Source organism: Bordetella hinzii LMG 13501, assembly GCF_001548475.1.
In the GTDB taxonomy this organism is placed as follows: domain Bacteria; phylum Pseudomonadota; class Gammaproteobacteria; order Burkholderiales; family Burkholderiaceae_B; genus Bordetella; species Bordetella hinzii.
The window spans coordinates 62,192-84,367 of sequence record NZ_LRUJ01000004.1 but is presented as its reverse complement, the minus strand read 5'-3'; the positions used below and the strand labels follow the sequence as shown (position 1 = coordinate 84,367).

23 protein-coding genes are annotated in these 22,176 nt (G+C 69.3%); 12 read left to right on the top strand and 11 right to left on the bottom strand.

From position 1 onward, the window contains the following. Positions 1-9: 9 nt before the first annotated feature. Positions 10-810, bottom strand: a complete 801-nt coding sequence (locus AXA74_RS04100) for an IclR family transcriptional regulator (RefSeq protein ID WP_032955016.1) — start codon at positions 808-810, stop codon at positions 10-12. A 127-nt stretch (positions 811-937) separates the two neighbouring features. Here AXA74_RS04100 and AXA74_RS04095 point away from each other — a divergent pair, with 127 nt between their 5' ends. Genes AXA74_RS04095 through AXA74_RS04070 form a run of 6 tightly spaced genes read left to right on the top strand, consistent with a single transcriptional unit; the run spans position 938 to position 5,690 of the window. Next, a complete protein-coding gene (locus tag AXA74_RS04095) occupies positions 938-1,669 on the top strand; it encodes an RraA family protein (protein ID WP_029578474.1) in 732 nt (243 codons plus the stop codon). Between the two features lie 21 nt (positions 1,670-1,690). After that, a complete protein-coding gene (locus AXA74_RS04090; RefSeq protein WP_223850496.1) occupies positions 1,691-2,578 on the top strand; it encodes an SMP-30/gluconolactonase/LRE family protein in 888 nt (295 codons plus the stop codon). 51 nt (positions 2,579-2,629) lie between these two features. After that, the gene (locus AXA74_RS04085; protein WP_029578476.1) at positions 2,630-3,586 is read left to right on the top strand and encodes a Bug family tripartite tricarboxylate transporter substrate binding protein; all 957 of its coding nucleotides are present in this window, start codon (positions 2,630-2,632) and stop codon (positions 3,584-3,586) included. A 12-nt stretch (positions 3,587-3,598) separates the two neighbouring features. Next, entirely contained in the window at positions 3,599-4,546 is a 948-nt protein-coding gene (locus AXA74_RS04080; RefSeq protein ID WP_032954827.1) for a 2-hydroxyacid dehydrogenase, read from the top strand. 12 nt (positions 4,547-4,558) lie between these two features. Beyond that, a complete protein-coding gene (locus tag AXA74_RS04075) occupies positions 4,559-4,876 on the top strand; it encodes an NIPSNAP family protein (protein ID WP_029578478.1) in 318 nt (105 codons plus the stop codon). A 7-nt stretch (positions 4,877-4,883) separates the two neighbouring features. Beyond that, on the top strand, positions 4,884-5,690 hold the full coding sequence (locus tag AXA74_RS04070) for an HpcH/HpaI aldolase family protein (protein WP_032954828.1): 807 nt from the start codon (positions 4,884-4,886) through the stop codon (positions 5,688-5,690). 13 nt (positions 5,691-5,703) lie between these two features. On the opposite strand, the gene AXA74_RS04065 is transcribed toward AXA74_RS04070, so the two are convergent. Further along, a complete protein-coding gene (locus tag AXA74_RS04065; RefSeq protein WP_223850497.1) occupies positions 5,704-6,093 on the bottom strand; it encodes a YbaN family protein in 390 nt (129 codons plus the stop codon). Between the two features lie 142 nt (positions 6,094-6,235). Here AXA74_RS04065 and AXA74_RS04060 point away from each other — a divergent pair, with 142 nt between their 5' ends. After that, a complete protein-coding gene (locus AXA74_RS04060) occupies positions 6,236-7,186 on the top strand; it encodes an arsenic resistance protein (RefSeq protein WP_032954829.1) in 951 nt (316 codons plus the stop codon). Positions 7,187-7,207: 21 nt separating this feature from the next. On the opposite strand, the gene AXA74_RS04055 is transcribed toward AXA74_RS04060, so the two are convergent. Beyond that, entirely contained in the window at positions 7,208-7,633 is a 426-nt protein-coding gene (locus AXA74_RS04055) for a MarR family winged helix-turn-helix transcriptional regulator (RefSeq protein WP_032954830.1), read from the bottom strand. Between the two features lie 67 nt (positions 7,634-7,700). Here AXA74_RS04055 and AXA74_RS04050 point away from each other — a divergent pair, with 67 nt between their 5' ends. Both AXA74_RS04050 and AXA74_RS04045 read left to right on the top strand, forming a co-directional pair. Continuing rightward, on the top strand, positions 7,701-9,473 hold the full coding sequence (locus AXA74_RS04050; RefSeq protein ID WP_029578483.1) for a chloride channel protein: 1,773 nt from the start codon (positions 7,701-7,703) through the stop codon (positions 9,471-9,473). Next, entirely contained in the window at positions 9,470-10,630 is a 1,161-nt protein-coding gene (locus tag AXA74_RS04045) for a D-alanyl-D-alanine carboxypeptidase family protein (protein ID WP_032954831.1), read from the top strand. Before AXA74_RS04050 ends, AXA74_RS04045 begins: the two co-directional genes overlap by 4 nt. A 153-nt stretch (positions 10,631-10,783) precedes the next feature. On the opposite strand, the gene AXA74_RS04040 is transcribed toward AXA74_RS04045, so the two are convergent. After that, positions 10,784-11,044: a hypothetical protein gene (locus AXA74_RS04040; RefSeq protein WP_080700539.1), complete on the bottom strand. Its 261-nt coding sequence runs from the start codon at positions 11,042-11,044 to the stop codon at positions 10,784-10,786. A 123-nt stretch (positions 11,045-11,167) separates the two neighbouring features. On the opposite strand from AXA74_RS04040, the gene AXA74_RS04035 reads away from it, so the two are divergent. From AXA74_RS04035 to AXA74_RS04025, 3 genes are all read left to right on the top strand, one after another. After that, positions 11,168-11,680 carry a ferritin-like domain-containing protein gene (locus AXA74_RS04035; protein WP_029578918.1) on the top strand — a complete coding sequence of 171 codons (513 nt, stop codon included), beginning with the start codon at positions 11,168-11,170 and terminating at the stop codon, positions 11,678-11,680. A gap of 68 nt (positions 11,681-11,748) precedes the next feature. Then, entirely contained in the window at positions 11,749-12,942 is a 1,194-nt protein-coding gene (chrA, locus tag AXA74_RS04030) for a chromate efflux transporter (RefSeq protein WP_029578919.1), read from the top strand. 92 nt (positions 12,943-13,034) lie between these two features. Then, positions 13,035-14,942, top strand: a complete 1,908-nt coding sequence (locus tag AXA74_RS04025) for an LTA synthase family protein (RefSeq protein ID WP_032954832.1) — start codon at positions 13,035-13,037, stop codon at positions 14,940-14,942. Between the two features lie 22 nt (positions 14,943-14,964). On the opposite strand, the gene AXA74_RS04020 is transcribed toward AXA74_RS04025, so the two are convergent. The 7 genes from AXA74_RS04020 to AXA74_RS03990 form a co-directional block, all read right to left on the bottom strand. Beyond that, positions 14,965-16,302, bottom strand: coding sequence for an amidase (locus AXA74_RS04020; RefSeq protein WP_048939866.1), 1,338 nt, complete (start codon positions 16,300-16,302; stop codon positions 14,965-14,967). Next, positions 16,299-17,045 (bottom strand): ABC transporter ATP-binding protein, encoded by a 747-nt coding sequence (locus tag AXA74_RS04015; RefSeq protein ID WP_029578922.1) that lies wholly within the window; start codon positions 17,043-17,045, stop codon positions 16,299-16,301. The genes AXA74_RS04020 and AXA74_RS04015 overlap by 4 nt, the downstream gene beginning before the upstream one ends. Beyond that, positions 17,042-17,803, bottom strand: a complete 762-nt coding sequence (locus AXA74_RS04010) for an ABC transporter ATP-binding protein (RefSeq protein ID WP_029578923.1) — start codon at positions 17,801-17,803, stop codon at positions 17,042-17,044. The genes AXA74_RS04015 and AXA74_RS04010 overlap by 4 nt, the downstream gene beginning before the upstream one ends. Further along, positions 17,800-18,693 carry a branched-chain amino acid ABC transporter permease gene (locus tag AXA74_RS04005; RefSeq protein ID WP_029578924.1) on the bottom strand — a complete coding sequence of 298 codons (894 nt, stop codon included), beginning with the start codon at positions 18,691-18,693 and terminating at the stop codon, positions 17,800-17,802. The genes AXA74_RS04010 and AXA74_RS04005 overlap by 4 nt, the downstream gene beginning before the upstream one ends. 6 nt (positions 18,694-18,699) lie before the next feature. Beyond that, positions 18,700-19,578 carry a branched-chain amino acid ABC transporter permease gene (locus AXA74_RS04000; protein WP_029578925.1) on the bottom strand — a complete coding sequence of 293 codons (879 nt, stop codon included), beginning with the start codon at positions 19,576-19,578 and terminating at the stop codon, positions 18,700-18,702. A gap of 13 nt (positions 19,579-19,591) precedes the next feature. Next, positions 19,592-20,833: an ABC transporter substrate-binding protein gene (locus tag AXA74_RS03995; protein ID WP_032954833.1), complete on the bottom strand. Its 1,242-nt coding sequence runs from the start codon at positions 20,831-20,833 to the stop codon at positions 19,592-19,594. A gap of 126 nt (positions 20,834-20,959) precedes the next feature. Then, positions 20,960-22,165 (bottom strand): CaiB/BaiF CoA transferase family protein, encoded by a 1,206-nt coding sequence (locus AXA74_RS03990; RefSeq protein WP_051593904.1) that lies wholly within the window; start codon positions 22,163-22,165, stop codon positions 20,960-20,962. Between the last annotated feature and the right edge of the window lie 11 nt (positions 22,166-22,176).

The window sequence follows — 22,176 nt, the reverse complement described above, 5'->3', positions numbered from 1 at the left end:
ATGGCACGCTCAGCGCGCCGAGGCATTGACGCAGCCTTCGGCGATACGCCGGGCCAGGCCGTGCAGGACCTCGGCGTGACGGGCTTCGGCGGCCTCGTCCAGCGCCTCGGTGGGCAGGGTGCGGGCCAGGCTGCCCAGCAGGCGGCCGCTGGGCGCGAGAATGGGCACGGCCACGCCGCTGATCAAGGGTGTGATGGTGCCGTGGCTGGTGGCGTAGCCGGTGCGGCGCACCGCCACCATGCTGCGCCGGAACTGCTCCCAGTTTTCGCCCAGGCCGGCGCGCGCGATGGATTTCGGATTCTGTAGATAGGTCTGGCGTATCCGGTGTGCCGACAGCCAGGGCAGCATGGCCAGCGAGGCCGCGCCCTGGAACAGGGGAAAGGGCAGGCCGCGCGCGCGCCGTATGGTGATGCGCTGGCCGCCGCACTCCAGTGCGTCGGGACCGGCCTTGAGAATACACAGCACCTTGTCCTCGTAGAGGTTGTGCAGGAGCAGCGCCGTATTGGTCTGCCGCTCCTGGGGCAGCACGTCCAGGCCGGCCCGGTAGAGCGGGTCGGTCAAGGCCATCAGGCGCTCCAGTTCAATGATGCGCGGCCCCAGGCTGTAGACGCCGGGCGCGGCCTGGGTGATCAGGCCGGCGCCGGCCAGCTCTCGCAGATAGCGGTAGGCGGTCGAGCGCGTGTATGCCAGCGCTTCGGTGACATATTCGACCGTCACGATGGGATGGGCCAACGTAAAAAGATCGAGCACGGCGAAGGCGCGGCCCAGGCTGGTGCCGCTGTCCTTGGTGGGGGCGGGAGCGTATTTCACGGCGCCAGCATAGCGCGCCGGCACGCCGCATTGTGGCAAAAACGAAAAAATCCCACGATTTGGAATCTATGCCGTTTCCGAAATGGCGAGTTAATTTTCGCGGCAGTCGATCCTCCCCTGAGCGGAAATGAATCCCAAACCCCTGACCGGGCGCGTGCCGCCCGAAGCCATACGCTGCACGGACCTGCCCAGGCTGGCGCCTGAATGGCTCGCGCGCTACGCCGCGCTGCAGGACCTTACCGGCGCGGTGTCCGATGCCATGGACGCGCTGGGCCTGCGCGGCGCCATACCGGCGTCGGTGCTGGCGCCCACGCTAGGGCCGCGCCGCATGGTCGGCCAGGCCGTGACGGTGCGCAATGTCGAACGCGCCGAGGATCCCGGCGCGGCCGCGGCCGGCGGCCGCGGGCTGATGGGCGAACACGAGGCCTACAACCAGGCCGAGCCGGGCGATGTGGTGGTGATCGAGGGCCTGACCGGCGTGTCCAACATGGGCGGCCAGTCGGCGGCCGTGGCGCATCGCGCCGGCTGCGCCGGGGCGGTCATCGACGGATCGTTCCGCGATCCGGACAGCGGCCGCGAACGGGATTTTCCGATCTGGTCCCGCGGCGCGACGCCGATCACCGGCAAATGGCGCCTGCGGACGGTGGAGATCAATGGCCGGGTGCGCATCGCCGGCGTGGCGGTCGATGCCGGCGACCTCGTGGTCGCCGATGAGGCCGGCGTGGTCTTCGTGCCCTTCGCGCAGGCGCGGCAGGTCTTGGAGCAGGCCGAGAAGATCGACGCCGGCGACAAGCGGCAGAAGGCCGACATTGCCGCCGGCATCAGCCTGGCCGCGCTGGCCGCCACCCGATACAAGTGATTGCAAACCAGGGAGTGCAGCATGATGGAAAGCCCCGTCCGGGTGGCCGCGCAGACGGCCGATATCCTCGGTGAAGTCCCCTTGTGGTGCGCGCGCACCCAGCGCCTGTGGTGGATCGACGTGCGCCGCCCGGCGCTGCAATGGTATGAGCCGGCCACCGGCCGCCACGCCGCGCAGCGCCTGCATCCCGAGCTCGTCACCGGGTCCATCGCCTTGCGCGAGCAGAGCGGTTTTTTGCTGGCCGCGCCGACCGGCCTGTATGTCTTCGACCCGGCCAGCGGCCAGCCCGGACGGCGCATCGCCGATCCTTTGCAGGGTGCGCCCGGCATGCGGCTGAACGACGGTAAATGCGACCGGCGCGGCCGTTTCTGGGTGGGCAGCATGCACGACACCCGGCGCGAGCCGCTGGGCACGCTCTATCGCCTGGATCCGGACGGCCGCTGCACCGCCAGGCTGGACGGCTTCGTGCTGCCCAATGCGATCAGCTTCAGCCCGGACGACCGCCATATGTATTTCGCCGATACGCACAACCAGATGATCTGGGTCTTCGATTACGACATCGACGCGGGCGAAATCTCCAACCGGCGGGTATTCAAGGATTGGACGCACCAGCAAGGCCGCCCCGACGGCGCCACCGTGGATGCCGAGGGCTTTGTGTGGAATTGCATGGTGGCCACCGGCCAGTTGGTGCGGCTGGCGCCCGATGGCCGCGTCGACCGCGTCATCCAGCTGCCTGTGACCAACCCGACCTGCCCGGCCTTCGGCGGCGAGCAGCTCGACACCCTTTACATCACCAGCCATTCCCAGCGCTTTACGCCCGAGCAGCAGGCCGCCGAGCCGCTGGCCGGCGCGCTGCTGGCCCTGGATGTCGGCGTGCGCGGCCTGCCCGAGCCGCGTTTCGGCGGCTGAACCGGGCGCAAACAGACCCATAGCGGGCCGGCGAGCCCGAGGAGACAAGCTGTGCGACTGACTTTCAAACACGCCGCGCGATGCGCGGCCCTGGCCCTGGCCGCCTGCGCCACGCCCACCCTGGCCGCCGATGTGGTCAAGATCATCGTCCCCTTCGCGCCGGGCGGCCCGGCCGACCAGATCGCGCGTATCGTGGCGCCCGGACTGAGCAAGGCATTGGGCAAGACCGCCGTGGTGGAGAATCGGGGCGGGGCGGGCGGCACCGTGGGCACGGCCTTTGCCGCCAAGGCCGCGCCCGATGGCGCGACCCTGCTGTTGACGACCTCCAGCCTGGTGCTGAGCGCCGGCACCACGCCCAAGCTGCCCTATGACCCGCGCAAAGACCTGGAGCCGGTCTACCTGCTGGGCGAGGTGCAGACCATGCTGGCCGTGCGCCCCGATCTGGGCGTGAACTCGCTGCAGGACCTGGTCGCCAAGGCCAAGGGGGCGCACAAGCTCAACTACGGATCCACCGGCGTGGGGGGCACCATGCATGTGGGCGCCGAGCTGTTCGCGCGCACGGCCCACGTGCCCCTGGTGCACATTCCCTACCGGGGCGCGGCGCCGGCGCTGATGGACCTCATCGCGGGCAATGTGGACTTGGTCAACGCCGATGTGCCGGTGCTCAAGCCCTATATCCAGGATGGCCGGATCAAGGGGCTGGTGATCTTCGACACCAAGCGCTCGCCGCTACTGCCCGACATCCCCACCGCCCAGGAGGCCGGCATGCCCGAGCTGCGGATGAGCAATTGGTATGGCGTGATGGTGCCGCGCGGCATGGCGGCCGAGCGCAAGCGGGAACTGGCGCAAGCCTTGGCCCAGACCGTCAGGCTGCCCGATGTGCAAGCCAAGCTGGCCGATGCCGGTTTCAGCAATCCCCAGGACACGGCGGCTTTCAAGGCCAAGCTGGAAGCCGATTTCGACCGTTGGGTGCCGTGGCTGCAAGCCGCCGGCATCCGGACGGAATGACGCGCGGGCATCATGACCATGGACACTCACAGGACGCTCTTGCAGATCGGCCCGTTGCCGCCCGGGCTGGAACAGTCCTTGCGCGAGCGCTATGTCTTGCACCCCTATTGGCTGGAGCCCGACCGGGCGGCGTTTCTGCGCGCCAATGCGGGCCGCTATGCGGGGGCGGTCACGATGTCGCGCCATGGCTGCGCGGCCGAGGTCATGCAGGCCGTGGCCGGCGGCGTGGTCGCCTGTTTCGGCGTGGGCCATGACGGCATCGACCTGGCCGCCGCCCGCCGCCACGGCGTGGCGGTAAGCACCACGCCCGATGTGCTCAATGCCTGCGTGGCCGACACCGCGCTGGCGCTGATGCTGTCGGTGGCGCGGCGCATCGTGGATGCCGACCGCTATGTGCGCGAGGGGCGGTGGCTGTCCGGCGCCTTCGGGCTGGGCGCCCGTGTCAGCGGCAAGCGCCTGGGTATTCTGGGCCTGGGCCGCATCGGCATGGCGATCGCGCGCCGCGCCGAGGGCTTTGACATGTCGGTGCGCTATCACGGCCGCAAGGCGCGCGCCGATGCGCCCTACGGCTTCGAGCCCGATCTGCGGGCGCTGGCGCGCGACTCGGATTTCCTGGTGGTCGCCTGTCAGGGGGGCGAGGCCACGCGCAACCTGGTGGATGCGCCGGTGCTGCGGGCCCTGGGCCCTGATGGTTTTCTCATCAACATCGCGCGCGGCAGCGTCGTCGACGAGCCGGCCCTGGTCCAGGCCCTGCAGGAGGGCGCGATCGGCGGCGCCGGGCTGGATGTCTATGCGCGGGAACCCCAGGTGCCGCCCGCCCTGATCGCCAGCGAGCGCGTCGTGCTGCTGCCGCATATCGCGGCGTCCACGCGCGAGACGCGCGCGGCCATGGAGGCGCTGGTGATGCGCAATCTGCAATCCTTTTTCGAGACCGGCCGCGTCCTCACGCCGCCGGTTTGAGGCCCAGCCCCGATGATTTTCGAGCAACGCACCTATACCGTCGCCCATGGCCGCATGGAGGACTATCTAGCGCGCTATGAGCGCGATGCGCTGCCGCTGCAGCGCAAGCACCTGGGCCGGCTGTTGGGCTTTTTTGTCAGCGAGATCGGCCCGCTCAACCAGGTCGTGCATATCTGGGTCTATGACAGCCTGGCCGACCGCGAGGCCAGGCGCCAGGCCATGGACGCCGACCCGGCATGGCAGGCGTTCAAGCTGGGCAACCGCGGCACCTTCGTGGCGCAGGAGGTCAAGATCCTGACCCCGGCCCCGTTCTGCCCCACTTATCTATGAGGCCGGCATGCCGCAGGACCTGGACAGCCTGACCCGCAATCCGCTCAAGACGCTCCTGGCCGCCGGCGGCGTGGCGGTCTCCATGAGCGTGCGCATCATGCGCGGCCACGAAATCGGCCGTATCGCGGCCGGCGCCGGGTTCGATACGCTGTATGTGGACCTGGAGCACAGCGTCCTGTCGCTGGAAACCACGGCGCGGATCTGTCACGCGGCGCGCGAGGCCGGCGTGGTGCCGTTGGTGCGCCTGCCGGCTGTCGATGCCGCGCTGATCGGCCGCGTGCTCGATGGCGGCGCCATGGGCCTGATCCTGCCGCACCTGGAGGATGCCGCCTCCGCCCGCCAGGCCGTGGCCGCGGCCTGCTATCCGCCGCGGGGACGGCGTTCGGTGGGCACCGGCCAGCCGCTGCTGCACTATCGCGCTTTCCCGGCCGGCGAAGCCTGCGCGGCCCTGAACCGCTCGCTGTTCATCGCCGTCATGGTCGAGAGCGCCGCGGGCCTGGCCCAGGCCGAGGCGCTGGCCGGCGTGGACGGGGTGGATATGTTGTTCGTCGGCGCGGGCGACCTCGGCGCGGAACTGGGCTGGCGCGCCGATGACGATGAGGCGGTGGCGGCCGCCTTCGCCCAGGTGCTGGCCGCCGCGCGCCGGCATGGCAAGACCGTGGGCGCGGGCGGCGTGGCCCAGCGCCCGGCGCTGGTGCGCCGGCTGGTGAAGATGGGCGTGTGTTTCGTGTCCACCGGCACGGATCTCGCTTTCCTGGCGGCGGGGGCGGCGCGGCAAGCGCGAAGGGCCAGGCGGGCGGCCGCGGCCGCCTAGCGCCGCCGCGCGCTCAGTCCCTGGGCGCCGGGCGGGTCAGCACCCAGGCCGCGCAGGCGGCCATGCCGGCGGCCACCCCGCAGGCCAGCGGCCAGCCGGGCCGCGCGCCCCACAAAAAGACGACATAGCCGGCCGCCATGCCCGCCGCGGCATAGCCCTTGCCCTTGCGGCTGATGGCGCCTTGTTCGCGCCACTGCCGCAGCGGCGCGCCGAATCGCGGATGATGCAGGAGCCAGGCTTCCAGGCGGGGTGAGGAGCGCGCAAAGCAGCCGGCCGCCAGGATGAGGAAGATGGTCGTGGGCATCACGGGCAGGAAGGCGCCGATAAAACCCAGCGCCACCATGGCCCATCCGAGGCAGGCCCAGGCATAGCGCTTCCATCCTGTGGGGGGTGATCCAGACAAACTCGTGCTCCCTATCTCCGCGCCGAGTGTAGAGCAGTCTGGGCTAAGATTTCGCGCTGTTGTCCCCGGAGCGCACCATGCACAGCCGCTTGTCCGACCGCATTCCCGCCGCCGCGCCACCGGCCGGCCGGGCCGCCGCCTGATGTCCGGCCTGCGCGCGCGGCTGGAGGCCCGGCAGACCGCCATCTATTTCAGCGCGGTGCTGCTGGCTTTCGTGGCGGCCTGGCTGATGCCGGCCACCCGCCTGTTGTCGGCGGCCGTCGATCCGCTGCTGGCACTGATGCTCTTCGCCACCTTCCTGCAGGTGCCCCTGGGCGAGTTGCGCCGCGCCATGCGCGATCTGCGTTTTGTCGGCGTGCTGCTGGCGGCCAATTTCGCCGGCGTGCCGCTGCTGGTGGCCGCGCTCCTGCCCTGGGTGCCCGGCGATCCGCTGATACGCTTGGGGTTTCTGCTGGTGATGCTCTGCCCCTGCGTCGACTATGTGGTCGCCTTCGCGCATATGGGGCGGGCCGATGCGCGTTCGCTGCTGGCCGCCACGCCGCTGCTGCTGGCCGGACAGATGCTGCTCCTGCCGGCCTACCTGGGCATTTTCCTCGGCGAGGACGCCCGCCAGCTGGTGCGCTGGGAGCCCTTCGCCGCGGCCTTCGTCTGGCTGATCGCCGTTCCGCTGGCGCTGGCCGCCGCCTGCCAGGCCTGGGCCCGGCGCGGTGGCCTGGGAGCCCGCGTGGTGGATGGCCTGGGGCTCTTGCCCGTGCCGGCCACCGCCGCCGTGCTGGCCGTCGTGGTGGCGGCCGTCACGCCCGGGCTCGGCCTGGCGCTGGACGCGGTGCGCGGCGTGGCGCCCGTCTACCTGGCGTTTGCCGTGCTGGCGCCGCTGCTGGGCTGGACGCTGGCGCGCCGGCTGCCCGCCCGGCAGCGCCTGGCCGTCGCCTTCAGCGTGTCGACACGCAACTCCCTGGTGGTCCTGCCCTTGGGGCTGGCGGTCGCCGGCGCGCTGCCGCTGGTGCCGGCCGTCATCGTCACGCAGACCCTCATCGAGCTGGTGGCCGAGCTGATCTATGTGAGGCTGGCCGCCAGGCAGGTGCCGGCCTGATCCGCGCCTAGCCGGCCGCGCCTAGCCGGCCGCATCGATATGTTCCAGGAGGCGTTGCAGCAGGGGGCGTATGGCGCGCAGCTCCTCCAGGTGCGCGGCCGAGAGTTCGGCCAGGGTCCGCTCGGACTGCGGAGTCAGCACGACCATCACGCGGCGCCCATCCATGGGGTCCGGGACCCGGCTCGCCAGGCCCTGGCGCTCCAGCCGCGACACCAGCTCGGCCGCCGTATGCGGCTTGATATGCAGCCGTTCAGCGATCTGCCCCACATAAAGCCCGCCCGCGCCCTTGACGGCCAGCAGGGCCTGATGCTGCTGCGGCGTCAGGCCCAGGGAGGTGGCCGCCTCCTCGCTGAAGGCAATGAAATTGCGCAAGGCATAGCGGAAGTCGGCCAGCATGGCGTAGTCGGCCGGGGTCAGCTTGCGCGGGCGGCTAGGGCGGGTGTTCATGGAACGAAGTGTAGTTTATATCGTAATACGATATACTTCGGCGTCCTGTTTCCTTTGACCGCATTCCATGTCGCTGTCCACCCCCAGAGGGGCGCGCCTGGCGGATTTCAACGCCGACCGCCGTGTCCTCCTGCTCTTGATCCTGGCGCTGCCCATCGGCCTGCTCGCGGTGCTCGCCGGCTGGCTGCTGCTGCACCTCATCGCCCTGTGCACCAACCTGGCCTATCACGGCGTATGGTCCTGGCAGGCGGCCGATCCCGATCCTGCCCGGCTGGGCCCGCTGTCCGTCCTGGTGCCGGTGGCCGGCTGCCTCGTCATCGGCCTGATGGCGCGCTATGGTTCCGAAAAAATCCGCGGCCATGGCATACCGGAGGCCATGGAGGCCATCCTCATCGGGCAGAGCCGCATTTCGCCCAAGGTGGCCGTGCTCAAGCCGCTTTCTTCGGCCATCTCCATCGGCACGGGCGGCCCGTTCGGCGCCGAAGGGCCCATCATCATGACCGGCGGCGCCATCGGCTCCCTGCTGGCCCAGACGCTGCACCTGACCTCGGCCGAACGCAAAAGCCTGCTGGTGGCGGGCGCCGCGGCCGGCATGACGGCGATCTTCGGCACCCCGCTGGCCGCCATCCTGCTGGCGGTGGAGCTGTTGCTGTTCGAATGGAAGCCGCGCAGCTTCCTGCCGGTGGCCGCGGCCGCCTTGCTCGCGGCCACCGTGCGCCCCTGGCTGCTCGATGCCGCGCCGCTATTTCCTTTTGCCGCCGCGCCCGATCTGGCCCTGGCGCAATTTCCCGGCTGGGTGGCCGTGGGCATCGGCGCCGGCCTGGGCGCGGGCGTGCTGACCCTGGGGGTCTATGCCGTGGAAGACCTCTTCGAACGGCTGCCGCTGCACTGGATGTGGTGGCCGGCCCTGGGCGGCCTGGCCATCGGCCTGGGCGGCCTGTTGGACCCGGCCGCGCTGGGCGTGGGCTATGACAATATCCGGCAGATGCTGTCGGGCAATCTGGCCTTGCAGGCCGCCCTGTCGCTGCTGCTGGTCAAGCTGGCGATCTGGACGGTTTCGCTGGGCTCGGGCACCTCGGGAGGGGTGCTGGCGCCCCTGCTGATCTTCGGCGGCGCCATGGGCACGCTGGCCGCGCCCTGGCTGCCGCCGGCCGCGCCGGGTTTCTGGGCCCTGCTGGGCATGGCGGCCATGATGGGCGGCACCATGCGCGCGCCTTTGACAGCCACGCTGTTCGCGCTGGAGCTCTCGGGCAATCTGTCCTTGCTCTTGCCGGTGGCGGTGGCCTGCACCACGGCCTATGGCATGTCGGTGCTGCTGCTGCGCCGTTCCATCCTCACCGAAAAGATCGCCCGCCGCGGCCTGCACCTGACGCGCGAATACCATGTCGATCCCCTGCAGGTCGCGCGCGTTGCGGATATCATGCGCGCGCCGGTGCAGGGCCTGGCGGCTGACATGGATAGCGCCGCGGCCCAGCGCCAGCTGGCCGCGCTCGACGCGGCGCACACGGCCTACCCGGTGCTCGACGCCGCGGGGATTCCGCTGGGCTGGATCCGGCATGCGCAGGCCTTGGCCTGGGGCGCCGAAGACATCGCCCGGCGGCCGCGCCTGCGCGATATGGTGGCCGGCCAGGTGCCCGCGCTCGCCTATCCGGGGGAACTCGGTTCGGCGATCGCGGATCGGATGGCCGGCGGCGGCCCTTCCCGGGTGGCCGTCGTGGACCGCGAAAGCGGCCGCATGCTGGGCATGGTGGCGCGCAGCGATCTGTTCATCGCGCGCCAGCGTCGCCTGATCGAAGAGTCGATACGACAAGCGCCCTTGCGGCGCAGACAAGCTGAATGAAACTGCACAATATTCTCGGAGCCGCCCTGTTCGCCTGGGCCTTGGGCGCCCAGGCCGCCACCCCTCCCGCCGTCGCCGCCCGCGCCTGGCTGCTGCTGGACGTCACCACGGGGCAGGAGCTGGCCTCCAGCCAGGCCGACCTGCGCATCGAGCCGGCCTCGCTCACCAAGATCATGACCGCCTACCTGATCTACGAAGACCTGGCCGCGCGGCGCCTGGCGCTGGATCAGCGGGTGCGTGTCTCCACGCGCGCCTGGCGCGTGCCGGCCGGCAGTTCACGCATGTTCCTGGAGGCCGGGCAGTCGGTGAGCATCGAGGCCCTGTTGACCGGCCTGATGGTGCAATCCGGCAACGACGCCGCCGTGGCGCTGGCCGAGGCCAGCGCGGGTTCGGTCGAAGCTTTCGTCGCGCGCATGAACCGCCGCGCCGCCGAGCTGGGCCTGGCGCATACGCGCTTTGCCAGCCCGGCCGGCCTGCCCGATCCCGGCACTTATTCCACGGCGCGCGACCTGGCCCGGCTGGCGCAGCATTATGTGGCGGATTTTCCGCAGTGGTCCGCGCGCTTTGACGCCCAGCGCGAGTTCGAATACGGCGGCATCAAGCAGCGCAACCGCAACCGCCTGCTCTGGCAGGACAGCAGCGTGGACGGCATCAAGACCGGCCACACCGGCGCGGCGGGCTATTGCATCATCGCCTCGGCCAGCCGCCCCGACCAGGGCGTGCCGCGCCGCCTGATCGCGGTGGTGATGGGCACGGATTCCGACAAGAGCCGCACCCAGGCCGGGCAGACCCTGCTCGATTGGGGCTACCAGGCCTATGACCTCGCGCCGGCCTGGGGCGAACCGGCCAGCGCCCGGGTCTGGATGGGCGCGGCCGAGCAGGTCGGCTATGCGCCTCTGCACGGTCCCTATCTCGCCATCCCTGCCGGACGTCAGGTGGAGCGCCAAGTCAGCCTGCGGACGCCGCTGCGCGCGCCCTTGCAGGCGGGCCAGCAGGTCGGCGAAGTGCGCTGGCTGGTCGACGGCCGTCTCGTCGGCCAGGCGCCCTTGCTCGCGCGCGAGCCGGTGGCGCCGGCCTCCTATGTCGGCCGCATGATGGATGCGGCCACGCTATGGGTGGGCGAGACCTGGAACATCGGCCCGGCGGCCCGGGGCTAAGTCCGCTCACCACGGCGGGAACATCAGCAGCACGCCGATGGCCAGCAGGGCGGCCAGGACCAGCAACAGGGTCTTGCGGTTTTTCATCGGGGTCCTCTCAGCGGCAGCGGCGGGCGGTAATTCTTGCCGCCGGCTCCGGCCGGCGGCCCGCCTTCAATCGCCTTTCTTCGTGGGCAGGACGGCTGGCGTATCGTCCTTGGGCTTGAACCATCCTGTCTCGCGCTCGGTTCGCGGCTGGGGCGAGCCGTCGAACTGCGTCGCCGGTTCGGCCGGCGGCTTGCGCCCGGGCCGGGCCTTTTTGGCTTCCTGCTGGATGTCGGTGGCGATATCTGTCTGCGGCTTGGCCGACGGTTCGGGGGGAGGTATCTCCGAGTAGGCCTCTGGAGGGGCGGGGGGCTTGGGTCTGGGGGCCATGGTCATCTCCTGGGTGGCGCCGACCTGTCCGCAAGCGGCGTTCCCGCCGCGGACGGGCATGCCGCTTGCCCCGGCAGGGCGCGGTCCGCGATAGCGGGGATCGCCATTCACAAGGAGATGACAATGAAGCGCAATGATGAGGGCAGGGAACAGGTGCTGGACTGGCTGCGCGATGCCCACGCGATGGAAGCCCAGGCCGAGACCATGCTGGAGGCCATGGCCTCGCGCCTGAAAAACTATCCGGAACTGGAGTCCAGGATCCGCGAGCATATCGAGCAGACGCGCAGCCAGGCCGCGAGGGTGCGGACCTGCATTGAACGGTTGGGCGGCGATACGTCGACCCTGAAAGACGCCGCCGGCAAGTTCATGGCCACCATGCAGGGTTTCTCGGGCGCCATGGCCTCCGACGAGGTCGTCAAGGGATGCATGTTCAGCTATGCCTTCGAGAACATGGAGGTCGCCGCCTACCGCATCCTGATCGTGGCGGCCCGGCAAGTCGGCGAACCCGACATCGCCGCGGTGTGCAGCGACATCCTCGAAGAAGAAATCGCCATGGCGCGCTGGCTGGAAGAGCATCTGGAGAGCGTGGTCGGCCGCTTTCTCGGGTCCGGGGTCCAGGACGGTCCCAAGCGCTGAAAAGCGCGCTTGCCCGGCCTGCATGCCCATGGAACAATCGCCGGCTATTGCATATCGGCGACAGGTCTATGGGCGGGGATCACAAGGGCGGTGCGCGGGAGGTGCTTGCCGCCTTCTTCAAGCTGGGCCTGACGGCTTTTGGCGGGCCCGTGGCGCACCTGGGCTATTTCCGGGCTGAATTCGTCGCCCGCCGCCGCTGGCTGGACGACAAGAGCTACTCCGACCTGGTGGCGCTCTGCCAGTTCCTGCCGGGGCCGGCAAGCAGCCAGGTGGGCATCGCCCTGGGCCTGGGCCGGGCGGGCTGGCCGGGCGCGCTGGCGGCCTGGGCCGGCTTCACCCTGCCATCGGCCCTCCTGCTGCTGCTCTTTGCCTACGGGGTGGGGCGCTGGTCCGGGCTGGCCGCATCCGGCGTCCTGCATGGCCTGAAGGTCGTGGCGGTGGCCGTGGTCGCCCAGGCGGTCTGGGGCATGGCGCGCTCGCTCTGCCCGGACCGGCCACGGGCCGGGCTGGCGGTCGGCGCCGCCCTCCTGGCGCTGGCCCTGCCCGGCGCGGCGGGGCAGCTCGGCGCCATCGTGCTGGGCGGCTTGCTGGGCTGGCGGGTCCTGCGCCCGGACGCCTTGCCGCCTTCGGAACACCGCGACTACGGCGTGTCGCGGCGCCAGGGCGCGGCGCTGCTGGCGGTCTTCGCGGCCTTGCTGATCCTGCTGCCCTTGCTGGCGGCGGGTGCTTCTTCCATCGTGCTGCCGGCCATCGCCACCTTCTACCAGGCCGGCGCCCTGGTCTTCGGCGGCGGCCATGTCGTCCTGCCGCTGTTGCAGGCCGGGGTGGTGGGCCCGGGCTGGGTGGGCAATGATGCCTTCCTGGCCGGCTATGGCGCGGCCCAGGCCGTGCCCGGCCCGCTTTTCACATTCGCGGCCTACCTGGGGGCCGTGATGCCCGCGCCGCTGGGCGGCCCCCTGGGCGCCTTGCTGCTGCTGCTGGCCATGTTCCTGCCGGCGTTCCTGCTGGTGGCCGGCGCCTTGCCCTTCTGGGAGGCCTTGCGCCAGCGCGCGGCCATACAGCGCGCCATGGCCGGGATCAACGCCGCCGTGGTTGGCGTGCTGGCCGCCGCGCTTTACGATCCGGTCTGGACCAGCGCCATCCTGGGGCGCGCCGATTTCGGCCTGGCGCTCGCGGCTTTCGGGCTCCTGGTGTATGGCCGCCTGTCGCCGCTGCTGGTCGTCGTCTTGACGGCCCTGGGCGGCGGGTGGCTTGCCGCCTAGCTGATTGTCCGCCGATCATGAAAATTTGACGGCTTTTCTTCTATGGTCTTGTGTTTGGCGCAAGCCCGCGCCCGGGGTTCAGGTAGCAGGTCATGTATTCACAGATATTGGTCTTCATCGTCTCGACGCTGGTTTTCCTGACGGTGTGCCGTCTCGCCCTGATGCTGTGGCAGCGCAAGCGCGTGGCCGAGGCCGGGCATCCGCTGCGCATCCTGGTGGGCGGCCTGCGCATCGATGCCCACCTGATCGGCATCATGGTCGTCCTGCCGCTGGCCCTGGCGCCGTGGCTGGGCCCCTGGCCGGGCGCCATCGCCGCCAACGGGGTCTGGCTGGTCTTCGCCTGGTCGGTGATCTGCCTGCTGGAGTTCTCCACCCCCCAATACGTCATCGAGTACGACACCCGCCCCAACCAGCTCTACGTCATCTACCTGAAATACCCCCGGGAAGTCTTCTCGATGCTCTTCAAGGAGTACCGGCTGGCGCTGTTCCTTGGGGTGGCCGCCCTGCTGGCCATGGTGGCCCTGGGCTGGCGGCTGCTGGGCCAGGCCTGGCTCTTTCCCGAACCGTCCATCGCCTGGTGGCTGCGTCCCCTCCTCACCCTGGCCGGCATCGCGGCCTGCGTGCTGGCCATACGCGGCACGCTCAAGCATCGGCCCATCAATCCGTCCACGGTCGCCTTCTGCGGCGACGGCCTGGTCAACGCGCTGGCCCTGAACTCGCTCTACAACGTGATGTTCTCGGTGTACTCCCTCAAGAACGAAGCCTCGGCCAGCCGCGCCTATGGCGACATGGATGACTCCGAGATCCAGGCGCTGGTGCGCGAGGCCTCGCGCATCGCGGGCGCGCCCTCCGATCCCGCCATCCCCACGCTGCACCGGCAGCAGCCAGCCGAGCGTCCCAAGAAAAAACGCCATCTCGTGCTCATCGTCGAAGAAAGCCTGGGCGCGCAATTCGTCGGCCATCTGGGCGGCAGCGGCTGCACGCCTGAGCTGGACCGCCTGGCGCCCCATGCCTGGACCTTCAGGCAGGCCTATGCCACGGGCACCCGTTCGGTCCGTGGCCTGGAGGCGCTGTCGGCCGGCTTTCCGCCATCGCTGTCGCAGGCGGCCTTGCGGCTGCCGGGGGCGCAATCGCGTTTCTTCACGTTGGCGCAGCTGCTGGGCACGCAGGGCTACCGCAACGGCTTCGTCTATGGCGGCGAGGCCCATTTCGACAATATGAAGGCCTTCTTCCTGGGCAATGGCTTCACCGAGCTCTACGACCTGAAGACCTTCGACAACCCGGCTTTTGTGGGCACCTGGGGCGCCAGCGACGAGGACATGTTCAACCGCGTCCATGCCGTGCTGGAGCAGGCGGGCGACGAGCCTTGCTTCATCCTCGCCTTCAGCGTCAGCAACCATTCTCCCTGGGAGTATCCGCAGGGCCGCATCACGCCGGTGGGCGACCCGGCTACGGTGGGCAACACGGTGCGCTATGCCGATTGGGCCATCGGTCGCTTTTTCGACCGCGCGCGCCAATCGGCCTATTGGGACGACACGGTGTTCCTGGTGACGGCCGACCATGACGTGCGGGTCGGCGGCAAGCAGCGCATCCCGCTGCGCCACTTCCATATCCCGGCCCTGATCCTCGGCGGCCCGGTGCGCCCGCGCTTCGACGAGCGCGTGGTCAGCCAGATCGACTTCCCGGTGACGCTGCTGTCATTGCTGGGCATCGAGGGCGAGCATCCCATGATCGGCTTCGACCTCACCGACGAGCGCGCCGGCGGCCGGGCCTTGATGCAGTATGGCGACGTGTACGGCCTCCTGCAGGAACGCACGCTCACCATCCTGGAGCCCGGCAAGGCCGGCTCCCAGTATCTCTACCAGGGCGGCGACGACTATCAGCCCATCATCCCGCCGGATCCGGCCGCGATCCGCAAGACCCTGGCCCATGCCCTGTGGCCGCAGCGGGTCTATCGCGACCAGGCCTACACCCTGCCGCATCTGCGCAAGAAGCGCTGAGCGCTTCCTGCGCTGGCCGCGTTCAGGTCTCCCCGGCGCGGTTGCCCAATACCGCTTCGACGCGCCTGGCGTGGCGCAGCAGGCGGGCGTCCTCCTTCTGGAATCCCACCAACTGCACCGCCAGGGGCAGGCCTTCGGGGCTGCGGCCCACGGGCAGCGAGATCGCGGGGTTGTGCAGGAGCGACCAGGCCCGGATGAAGACCGAGCTGCCGGTGCTGGAGACCGGCGTGGCCACGCCCAGCGTGGCCGGCATGAGGATGGCGTCGATCTCGCGGGCAATGTCATGGAATTGCCGGCGGCAGCGGTCGGCGGCATCCAGGGCGGCGGCGTAGTCCGCATCGGTATAGGTGGCGCCCAGGTCCAGGTAGGCCAGCAGTTCCGGGTCGCACAGGGCGGCATGGTCGCGGCGGATGGCGGCGTATTCGCGCGCCAGGTCGTAAGCCATGATGACATCCTGGATCTCGCCGATGTCTTCATAGGCCTGCGGCATGGCCAGCACCTGCAGCGGCACGCCCACCTCGGAGAGGCGGCGCAAGCTGTCCTCGAAGACGGCCTGGGCGGCCGGCTCGGCGGCGGGCCAGTCGCGCGGGCGCCAGATGCCCAGGCGCATCCCGCGCGCGGCGGCGTCGTCGGCGCCCGGCACGAAGCGCGGGTCGCCGGCAAAGGCATGCATGAAAAGCTGCGCGTCTTCCACCGAACGGCACAGGGGGCCGATCACGTCCAGGGGACGCGAGTAGCTGCGTATGCCGACATAGGGGATGGCGTCCAGCGTGGGCTTGAAACCCACCGCGCCGCAGAACGAAGCCGGCCGCAGGATGGAGCCGGCCGTCTGCGTGCCGATGGATAGCGGCGCCATGAAGTCCGCCACCGCCGCGCCCGAGCCCGCCGACGAGGCGGCCGGGCTGCGGTTGAGGTCATGCGGGTTGCGGCACGGCCCCGGCAGCATGATGGCATGGCGCGAGACCGTATTCTTGCCCAGCAGCACGAAACCCTGCTGGCGCGCCCGCGCGACCACCGGCGCGTCGGCCGCGGGCCGGCGGCCCGCGAAGATCTCGGGTTCGCCCAGCTCGGTGGGCATGTCGGCGGTGTCGATGGTGTCCTTGATGCCGATGGGCGCGCCCTCATAGCGGCCCTGGCGGCCGCGCCGGTCGATGGCGCGGGCCTGGGCCAGCGCGGCCTGGCCGGCCACATGGACCCAGGCCTTGACCTCATCATTGCGCTGCGCGATGCGCTCCAGGCAGGCCTCGGCCCAGGCTTCGGCGCTCAGCGTGCCCTGGTCCAGGGCGCGCAGGCCCTGGGCCAGAGTCAGGTGGGCGCGTTCCGAAGGCGCGGGCCGGGCCGCTGCCTTGATTGCAGTCATGCGGTTTCTCCTTTGGGATCGTGGCGTTGCCCGATATAAAGCTCCGCCATCTCTTCATTGGCCAGCAGGTTGGCGCCGGAGTCGGTGAGCACGATGCGCCCCGAGTCCAGGATGTAGCCGCGGTCGCTGAAAGCCAGCGCCTGGCGGGCGCGCTGCTCGACCATGAGCACGGCGATGTCCAGCCCGGGCAGGCGCTGCACTTCCTCGAATACCTGGGACGTCAGCGCCGGCGAAAGCGCCGCGGACGGCTCATCCAGCAGCACCATGCGCGGCGAGGGCATGAGGGCGCGGGCGAAGGCCAGCTGCTGGCGCTCGCCGCCGGACAGATTGGCCGCATGGGTGCGGCGCCGGCGCGCCAGCGCCGGGAACAGCTCGAACATTTCCTCCATGCGCCGGCGCGCGTCGCTGACATGTTCGACGACCTGCAGGTTCTCCAGCACCGTCAGGTCGCCGAAGACGTTCTGCACCTGCGGCACATAGGAAATGCCGATGCGCACGCGGTCTTCCACGGCCAGCCGGCGCAGGTCGCCGCCGTCAAAACTCAGGGCGCCCGACAGGCGCGGCAACAGGCCCATGACGGCCTTGATCAGCGTGGATTTGCCCGCGCCGTTGGTTCCCGCGATGGTCACGATCTCGCGCGGGGCGACATGCAGGTCGATGCCGCTGACGATGTCCACATCGCCGTAGCCGCCGGCCATCTTGTCGATGACCAGAAGCGGCGCGGCTGCGCTGGCGGCGTTCATATCACTCCTCCCATATAGGCTTCGCGCACGGCGTCCTGGGCAAGCACTTCGCGCGGCTGTCCCTGGGCAATGACCTTGCCGCGGTCCATCACATACATGCGCGGCACGATGCGCGCCAGTTCTTCCAGGTTGTGCTCGATGATGAGCACGCTCATGCCGCGCCGGTTGAGTTCGACGATGCGCTCGGACAGCTCGCCGATCAGCACCGGGTTGACGCCGGCGAAGGGCTCGTCGAGCATGATGCAGCGCGGCTCCAGCATGAGTAGCCGGCCCAGTTCCAGCAGTTTCTTCTGGCCGCCGGACAGCTTGCCGGCCGGGGTGTCGGCCACGCGCGCGAGGTTGAGGAAGCGCAGCAGCTCCTGGGCGCGCGCGGCCACGCGCTCTTCCTCCCGCCGGACCTGTCCGGGCGCGAAGAAGATGGACAGCAATTTCTCGCCCTGGGCATCGGGGGCGGCGGCCATCATATTGGCCATCACCGACAGCTGGGAGAATTCGCGCGGCACCTGGAAGGTGCGCGCCAGCCCCTGCCTCACCCGGTTGTGCACCGCCATGTGCGAGATGTCCTGGCCGGCAAAGCGCACCGACCCGGCCCGCATCGGCACATAGCCCGTGATGACCGAAAACAGCGTGCTCTTGCCGGCGCCGTTGGTGCCGATCAGGCCCAGCAGCTCGCCCTGCGCGAGGTCCAGGCTGACATCGTCCAGGGCCAGCATGCCGCCGAAGCCGGCGCTTATGTTTCTGACAGTCAGGAGGCTCATGCCGACTTCCTCGCCTTGGTTCCCAGAATCCCTTGCGGGCGGTACAGCACGATCAGGATCAACGCCATGCCGATGACCCAGATGCGCACGCTGGCCATCTGCACCTCGGAGATGCCGCCGACAAAGTCGCGCACAAAGCGCGAGCCTTCGAGAAAGCCCACCATGATGACCGTCCCCAGGGCCACGCCCAGCAGCCGGTTGGCACCGCCGACGAAGATGGCGATCCAGATGTAGAAGGTGATGAGCGGCACGAATTGCTCCGGGCTCAGGAAGGTGAGGTAGTGCGCCTGGAAGGCGCCGGCCAGGCCGGCCAGCCCCGCGCCCAGCATGAGCGAGCGCGTCTTGAAGCGCGCCGGGTCCTTGCCCAGGGCCCGCACCGCCACCTCGTTGTCGCGCACCGCCTCGATGACGCGCCCGAAGGGGCTCTTCACCACGCGGGTCACCAGCCAGAAGACCACGCCGTTGACCAGCAGCAGGGTGATCATGATGGCCAGGTCGATCTGGTTGGCCGGCAGCCAGCCCTCGTACATGCGCGGGATGCCGGGCAGGCCGTGCATGCCGCGCGTGAGCCACTCCTCGCTTTGCAGCATCATGCGCACCGACTCCGAAAAACCCAGCGTGACGATGGCCAGGTAGTCGCTGCCCAGGCGCAAGGCCACCATGCCCAGCGGCCAGGCCGCCAGGGCCGTCAGCAGGGTGGCGCCCAGCATGGCCAGCGGAATCGGCACGCCCTGGAAGGCGAGCAGGGCCGAAGTGTAGGAACCGATGGCGAAGAAGCCGACATGCCCGAAGTTGACCAGGCCGGTGAAACCGTAGTGCAGGGACAGCCCCACGGCCATCAGCATGTAGATCAGAATGCCGATGGAGATTGCGATCAGATAGGCTTCCATGTCCGTTTACCTCGCCATCATGGGGCGGCCGAAGAGTCCCTGGGGCCGGAACAGCAACAGCAGCAGCAACACCAGGAAGGCCATGACGATCTTGTAGGAGGGGCCGACATACAGCGTGGCGATCTCCTGTGAAATGCCGAATACCAGCGAGCCCACCACCGCGCCGATGGGGTTGCCGATACCGCCCAGCACCACGGCCGCGAACATGGGCATCAACAGCTCGAAGCCGAGTTCGGGCACCACGACGGCCTTGATGGCCAGCAGCACGCCGCCCAGTCCGCAGAAAAACCCGCTCAATATCCACAGGTACAGCATCACGCGCCGGGCGCGGATGCCGCTGGCCGCTGCCAGGTCGGGGTTGTCGGCCACGGCCCGCATGCGCCGGCCCAGGGGCGTGGCATGCAGGATCAGGAAGGCGATGGCCAGGGCGCCGATGGCGGTCAGCAGGATGTAGACATCCATGGGCAGGATGCGGATGCCGTGGTAGTTCCAGGCGCGCATCATGCGGGGCATCTCCAGGTTGTACTGGTCCTGGCCGGCGAAGAAGGTGATGGTGGTGCGCACCACGAAGGCCACCCCCAGCGAGGCGATCAGCCGCGCCACGTTGGAGCGCTGCGCCAGCGCGCGGAAGACCCACAGGTAGAAGAACACCGACACCAGGGCCGTCACCAGGCCGGCGCCGAGCACGGCCAGGACCAGCGAGCCGCTGATCCAGGTCTGCGTGGCCACGGCGGTGTAGGCGCCCAGCGTCATGTAATCGCCGGTGGCCGCGTTGGGAAAGCGCGAGATGCCGAACACCATGGTGATGGCGAGGATGGGCAGCGACAGCAGGGTGCCCAGCACGATGCCATTGATGACCGCGTTGATGATCGCGATGAATTCCATCTTCGTTCCGCCTTCAGCGCGTACCCGGCACGGTCTCTTTGAGCACCAGCTTGCCGTTCTCGATTTCGGAGACGCCGAAGTCCGGCACCGTCTCGCCATGCTCGCCGAACTCCAGGTTGGAGGACGCGCCGTCGTAGTCCACGGCCTTGCCGGCGCGCAGCCGCTCGCGCCCCTGCGCAAAGGAGGACACCTTCTCGCCGCCGTGCCGCGTGACCGCCTTGATGCGGCCGTTGATGGCGGCCGTGTCCGCCGCCGGGCCGGCCGCCTCGATGGCCAGCGCCAGGGCGATCACCATGTCGTAGCTCTGGGCGGCGAAGATATCCGGGTCTTGCTTGAACTTGGCGCGGAAGCGCTCCGAGAAGCTCTTGTAGGCGGCGTTCTCGCTGGCGGCCACGTTGGAGATCGAGATGATGCCCTCGGTGGCCTCCTTGCCCAGCGCCTTGACCAGCGCTTCGTTGGCCGTCCAGCCCGGCATGATGAACTTGCAGTCCTGGCCGGTCTGGTACCACTCGCGCAGCAGGATGGTGGCGTCCGGACGGTAGGAGCCCAGCGCGATGACATCGGGCTGGGTGGCCAGCACCCGGTTCAGTTCGGTGCGGTAGGTGGTCTGGTTGGGCTCGTAGATCACCATGCTGCTGATCTTGCCGCCATCCTTCTCCCAGGTTTCCTTGAAGTAATTGGCCAGGCCCACGAAGGTGGAGTTGTTGAAGGCCATGACGGCGGGGCGCTTGAAGCCGCGCTCACGCGCCACCTGGGCGAAGGCGCGGCCGAACACCGCATTGGAGGCCTGCAGCATCCAGGTCAGGCCCTTGCGGTTTTCGGTCAACATCTCGGGAGCGCCGCAGGTGTTCATCATGATGAGCCCCGCGTTATTGGTGATGGGCATGACGGCCAGCCCCACCGAGGAGGGCCAGATGCCGACCACGGCCTGGACCTGGTTGACCTCGATCAGCTTCTTGGCCGCCAGCACGGCGGCATCCGGCTTGGTCTGGTCGTCCTCGGCATAGAGCTGGATCTGGCGGCCGGCCGCGCCGCCGGCGGCATTGACCTCGTCGACGGCGATGCGGATGGCCTCCAGCATGGCGCCGCCATAGGGCCCGCCCACGCCCGTGATCGAGTTCAGGGCGCCCAGGCGGAATGGCTGCGCCGGCTGGGAGGCGCGCACGCTCCAGGGCGCCAGGCTCGCGCCGGCCAGCACCAGGCCGGTCGAGACAAAGCGGCGGCGGGAGCGGTTCATGGGTTGCTGCAGTTTCATATTCGTTCCTTCTGCGCATGGCGCGCGATGATCAACTTCGAATATGCCGGCTGACTCTCCGGCCCCTTGGACTTCTTCTTCTTGTGCCGGCAGCATAGGCGCAACCGGTCGGTGGCGAAAAGCGTCCTACTGCACGACGCCGAGCTCACGCCACAGGGCGATACGCTCGGGCGGGACGCCGAAGCGGCTCAGGACTTCATCGGTATGCTGGCCATGCAGCGGGGCCGGGCGGCGCAGCCGGCCCGGGGTGCGCGAGAACTTGGTCGGGATGCCCACCGTTTTCATGCGGCCCAGCTTGGGGTGGTCCAATTCCTCGACCATGCCGCGCGCCGCGTAATGAGGGTCCTGCATGGCCTGGCCGAAGTCGTTGATCGGCCCGCAAGGCACCTGGGCCTGTTCGCAGCGCGCGATCCAGGTGGCGGCGTCGGCGCGGGCGAATTCGGCCTCCAGCAGCGGCTCCAGTTCGGCGATGTTGTCCAGGCGGTCGCTATTGGTCAGGAAGCGCGGGTCCCGGATGAGTTCGGGGCGGCCCAGCACGTCGGTGCACAGCCTTTCCCAGGTGCGCTGGTTGGCCGCGCCGATGATGATGTAGCCGTCGCCCGTATTGAAGGCCTGGTAGGGGGCCGAGACGCGGTGGCGGCTGCCGGTGGCCTTGGGCACGGTGCCCTCGGCGAAATAGGCGGCCGCCTCCCAGATGAACCAGGGCAGGCCGCACTCGGCCAGGGAGATGTCGATGTGCTGGCCCTCGCCGGTGCGCTGCTGGTGCAGGCAGGCGGCCAGGATGGCGTAGGCGGCGGTCAGGCCCGCGCCCACGTCGTAGATGGCGATGCCGGACTTCACCGGGCGGCCGTCGGGTTCGCCGGTCATGCTCATGATGCCCGTCATGCCCTGCGCCACCAGGTCGAAGCCGCCCTTGCCCGAGTAGGGGCCGGTCTGGCCATAGCCCGAGATGGAGCAATACACCAGGCGCGGATTGACCTGGCTCAGCGTCTCGTAATCCAGGCCCAGCGAGCGGGCGACGCCGACGCGGTAGTTTTCGATCAGCACATCGGCCCAGCGCACCATGTCCAGCACGGTCTCGCGCAGCTCCGGGCGCTTGAGATTGAGCGAGATGCCCAGCTTGTTGCGGTTGATCTGCGCAAAGCAGCTGGACTCGCCATTGACGTAGGGACCCATTTCGCGCGAATCATCGCCCGCGCCGGGCTTTTCCACCTTGATGACCTCGGCGCCCAGGTCGGCCAGCACCATGGTGCAATAAGGGCCGGCCATGATCTGCGACAGATCCAGGATCTTGATGCCTTCCAGCGGCATCGCGGCAGTGTTTGGCTTCATTTGCATTCCTT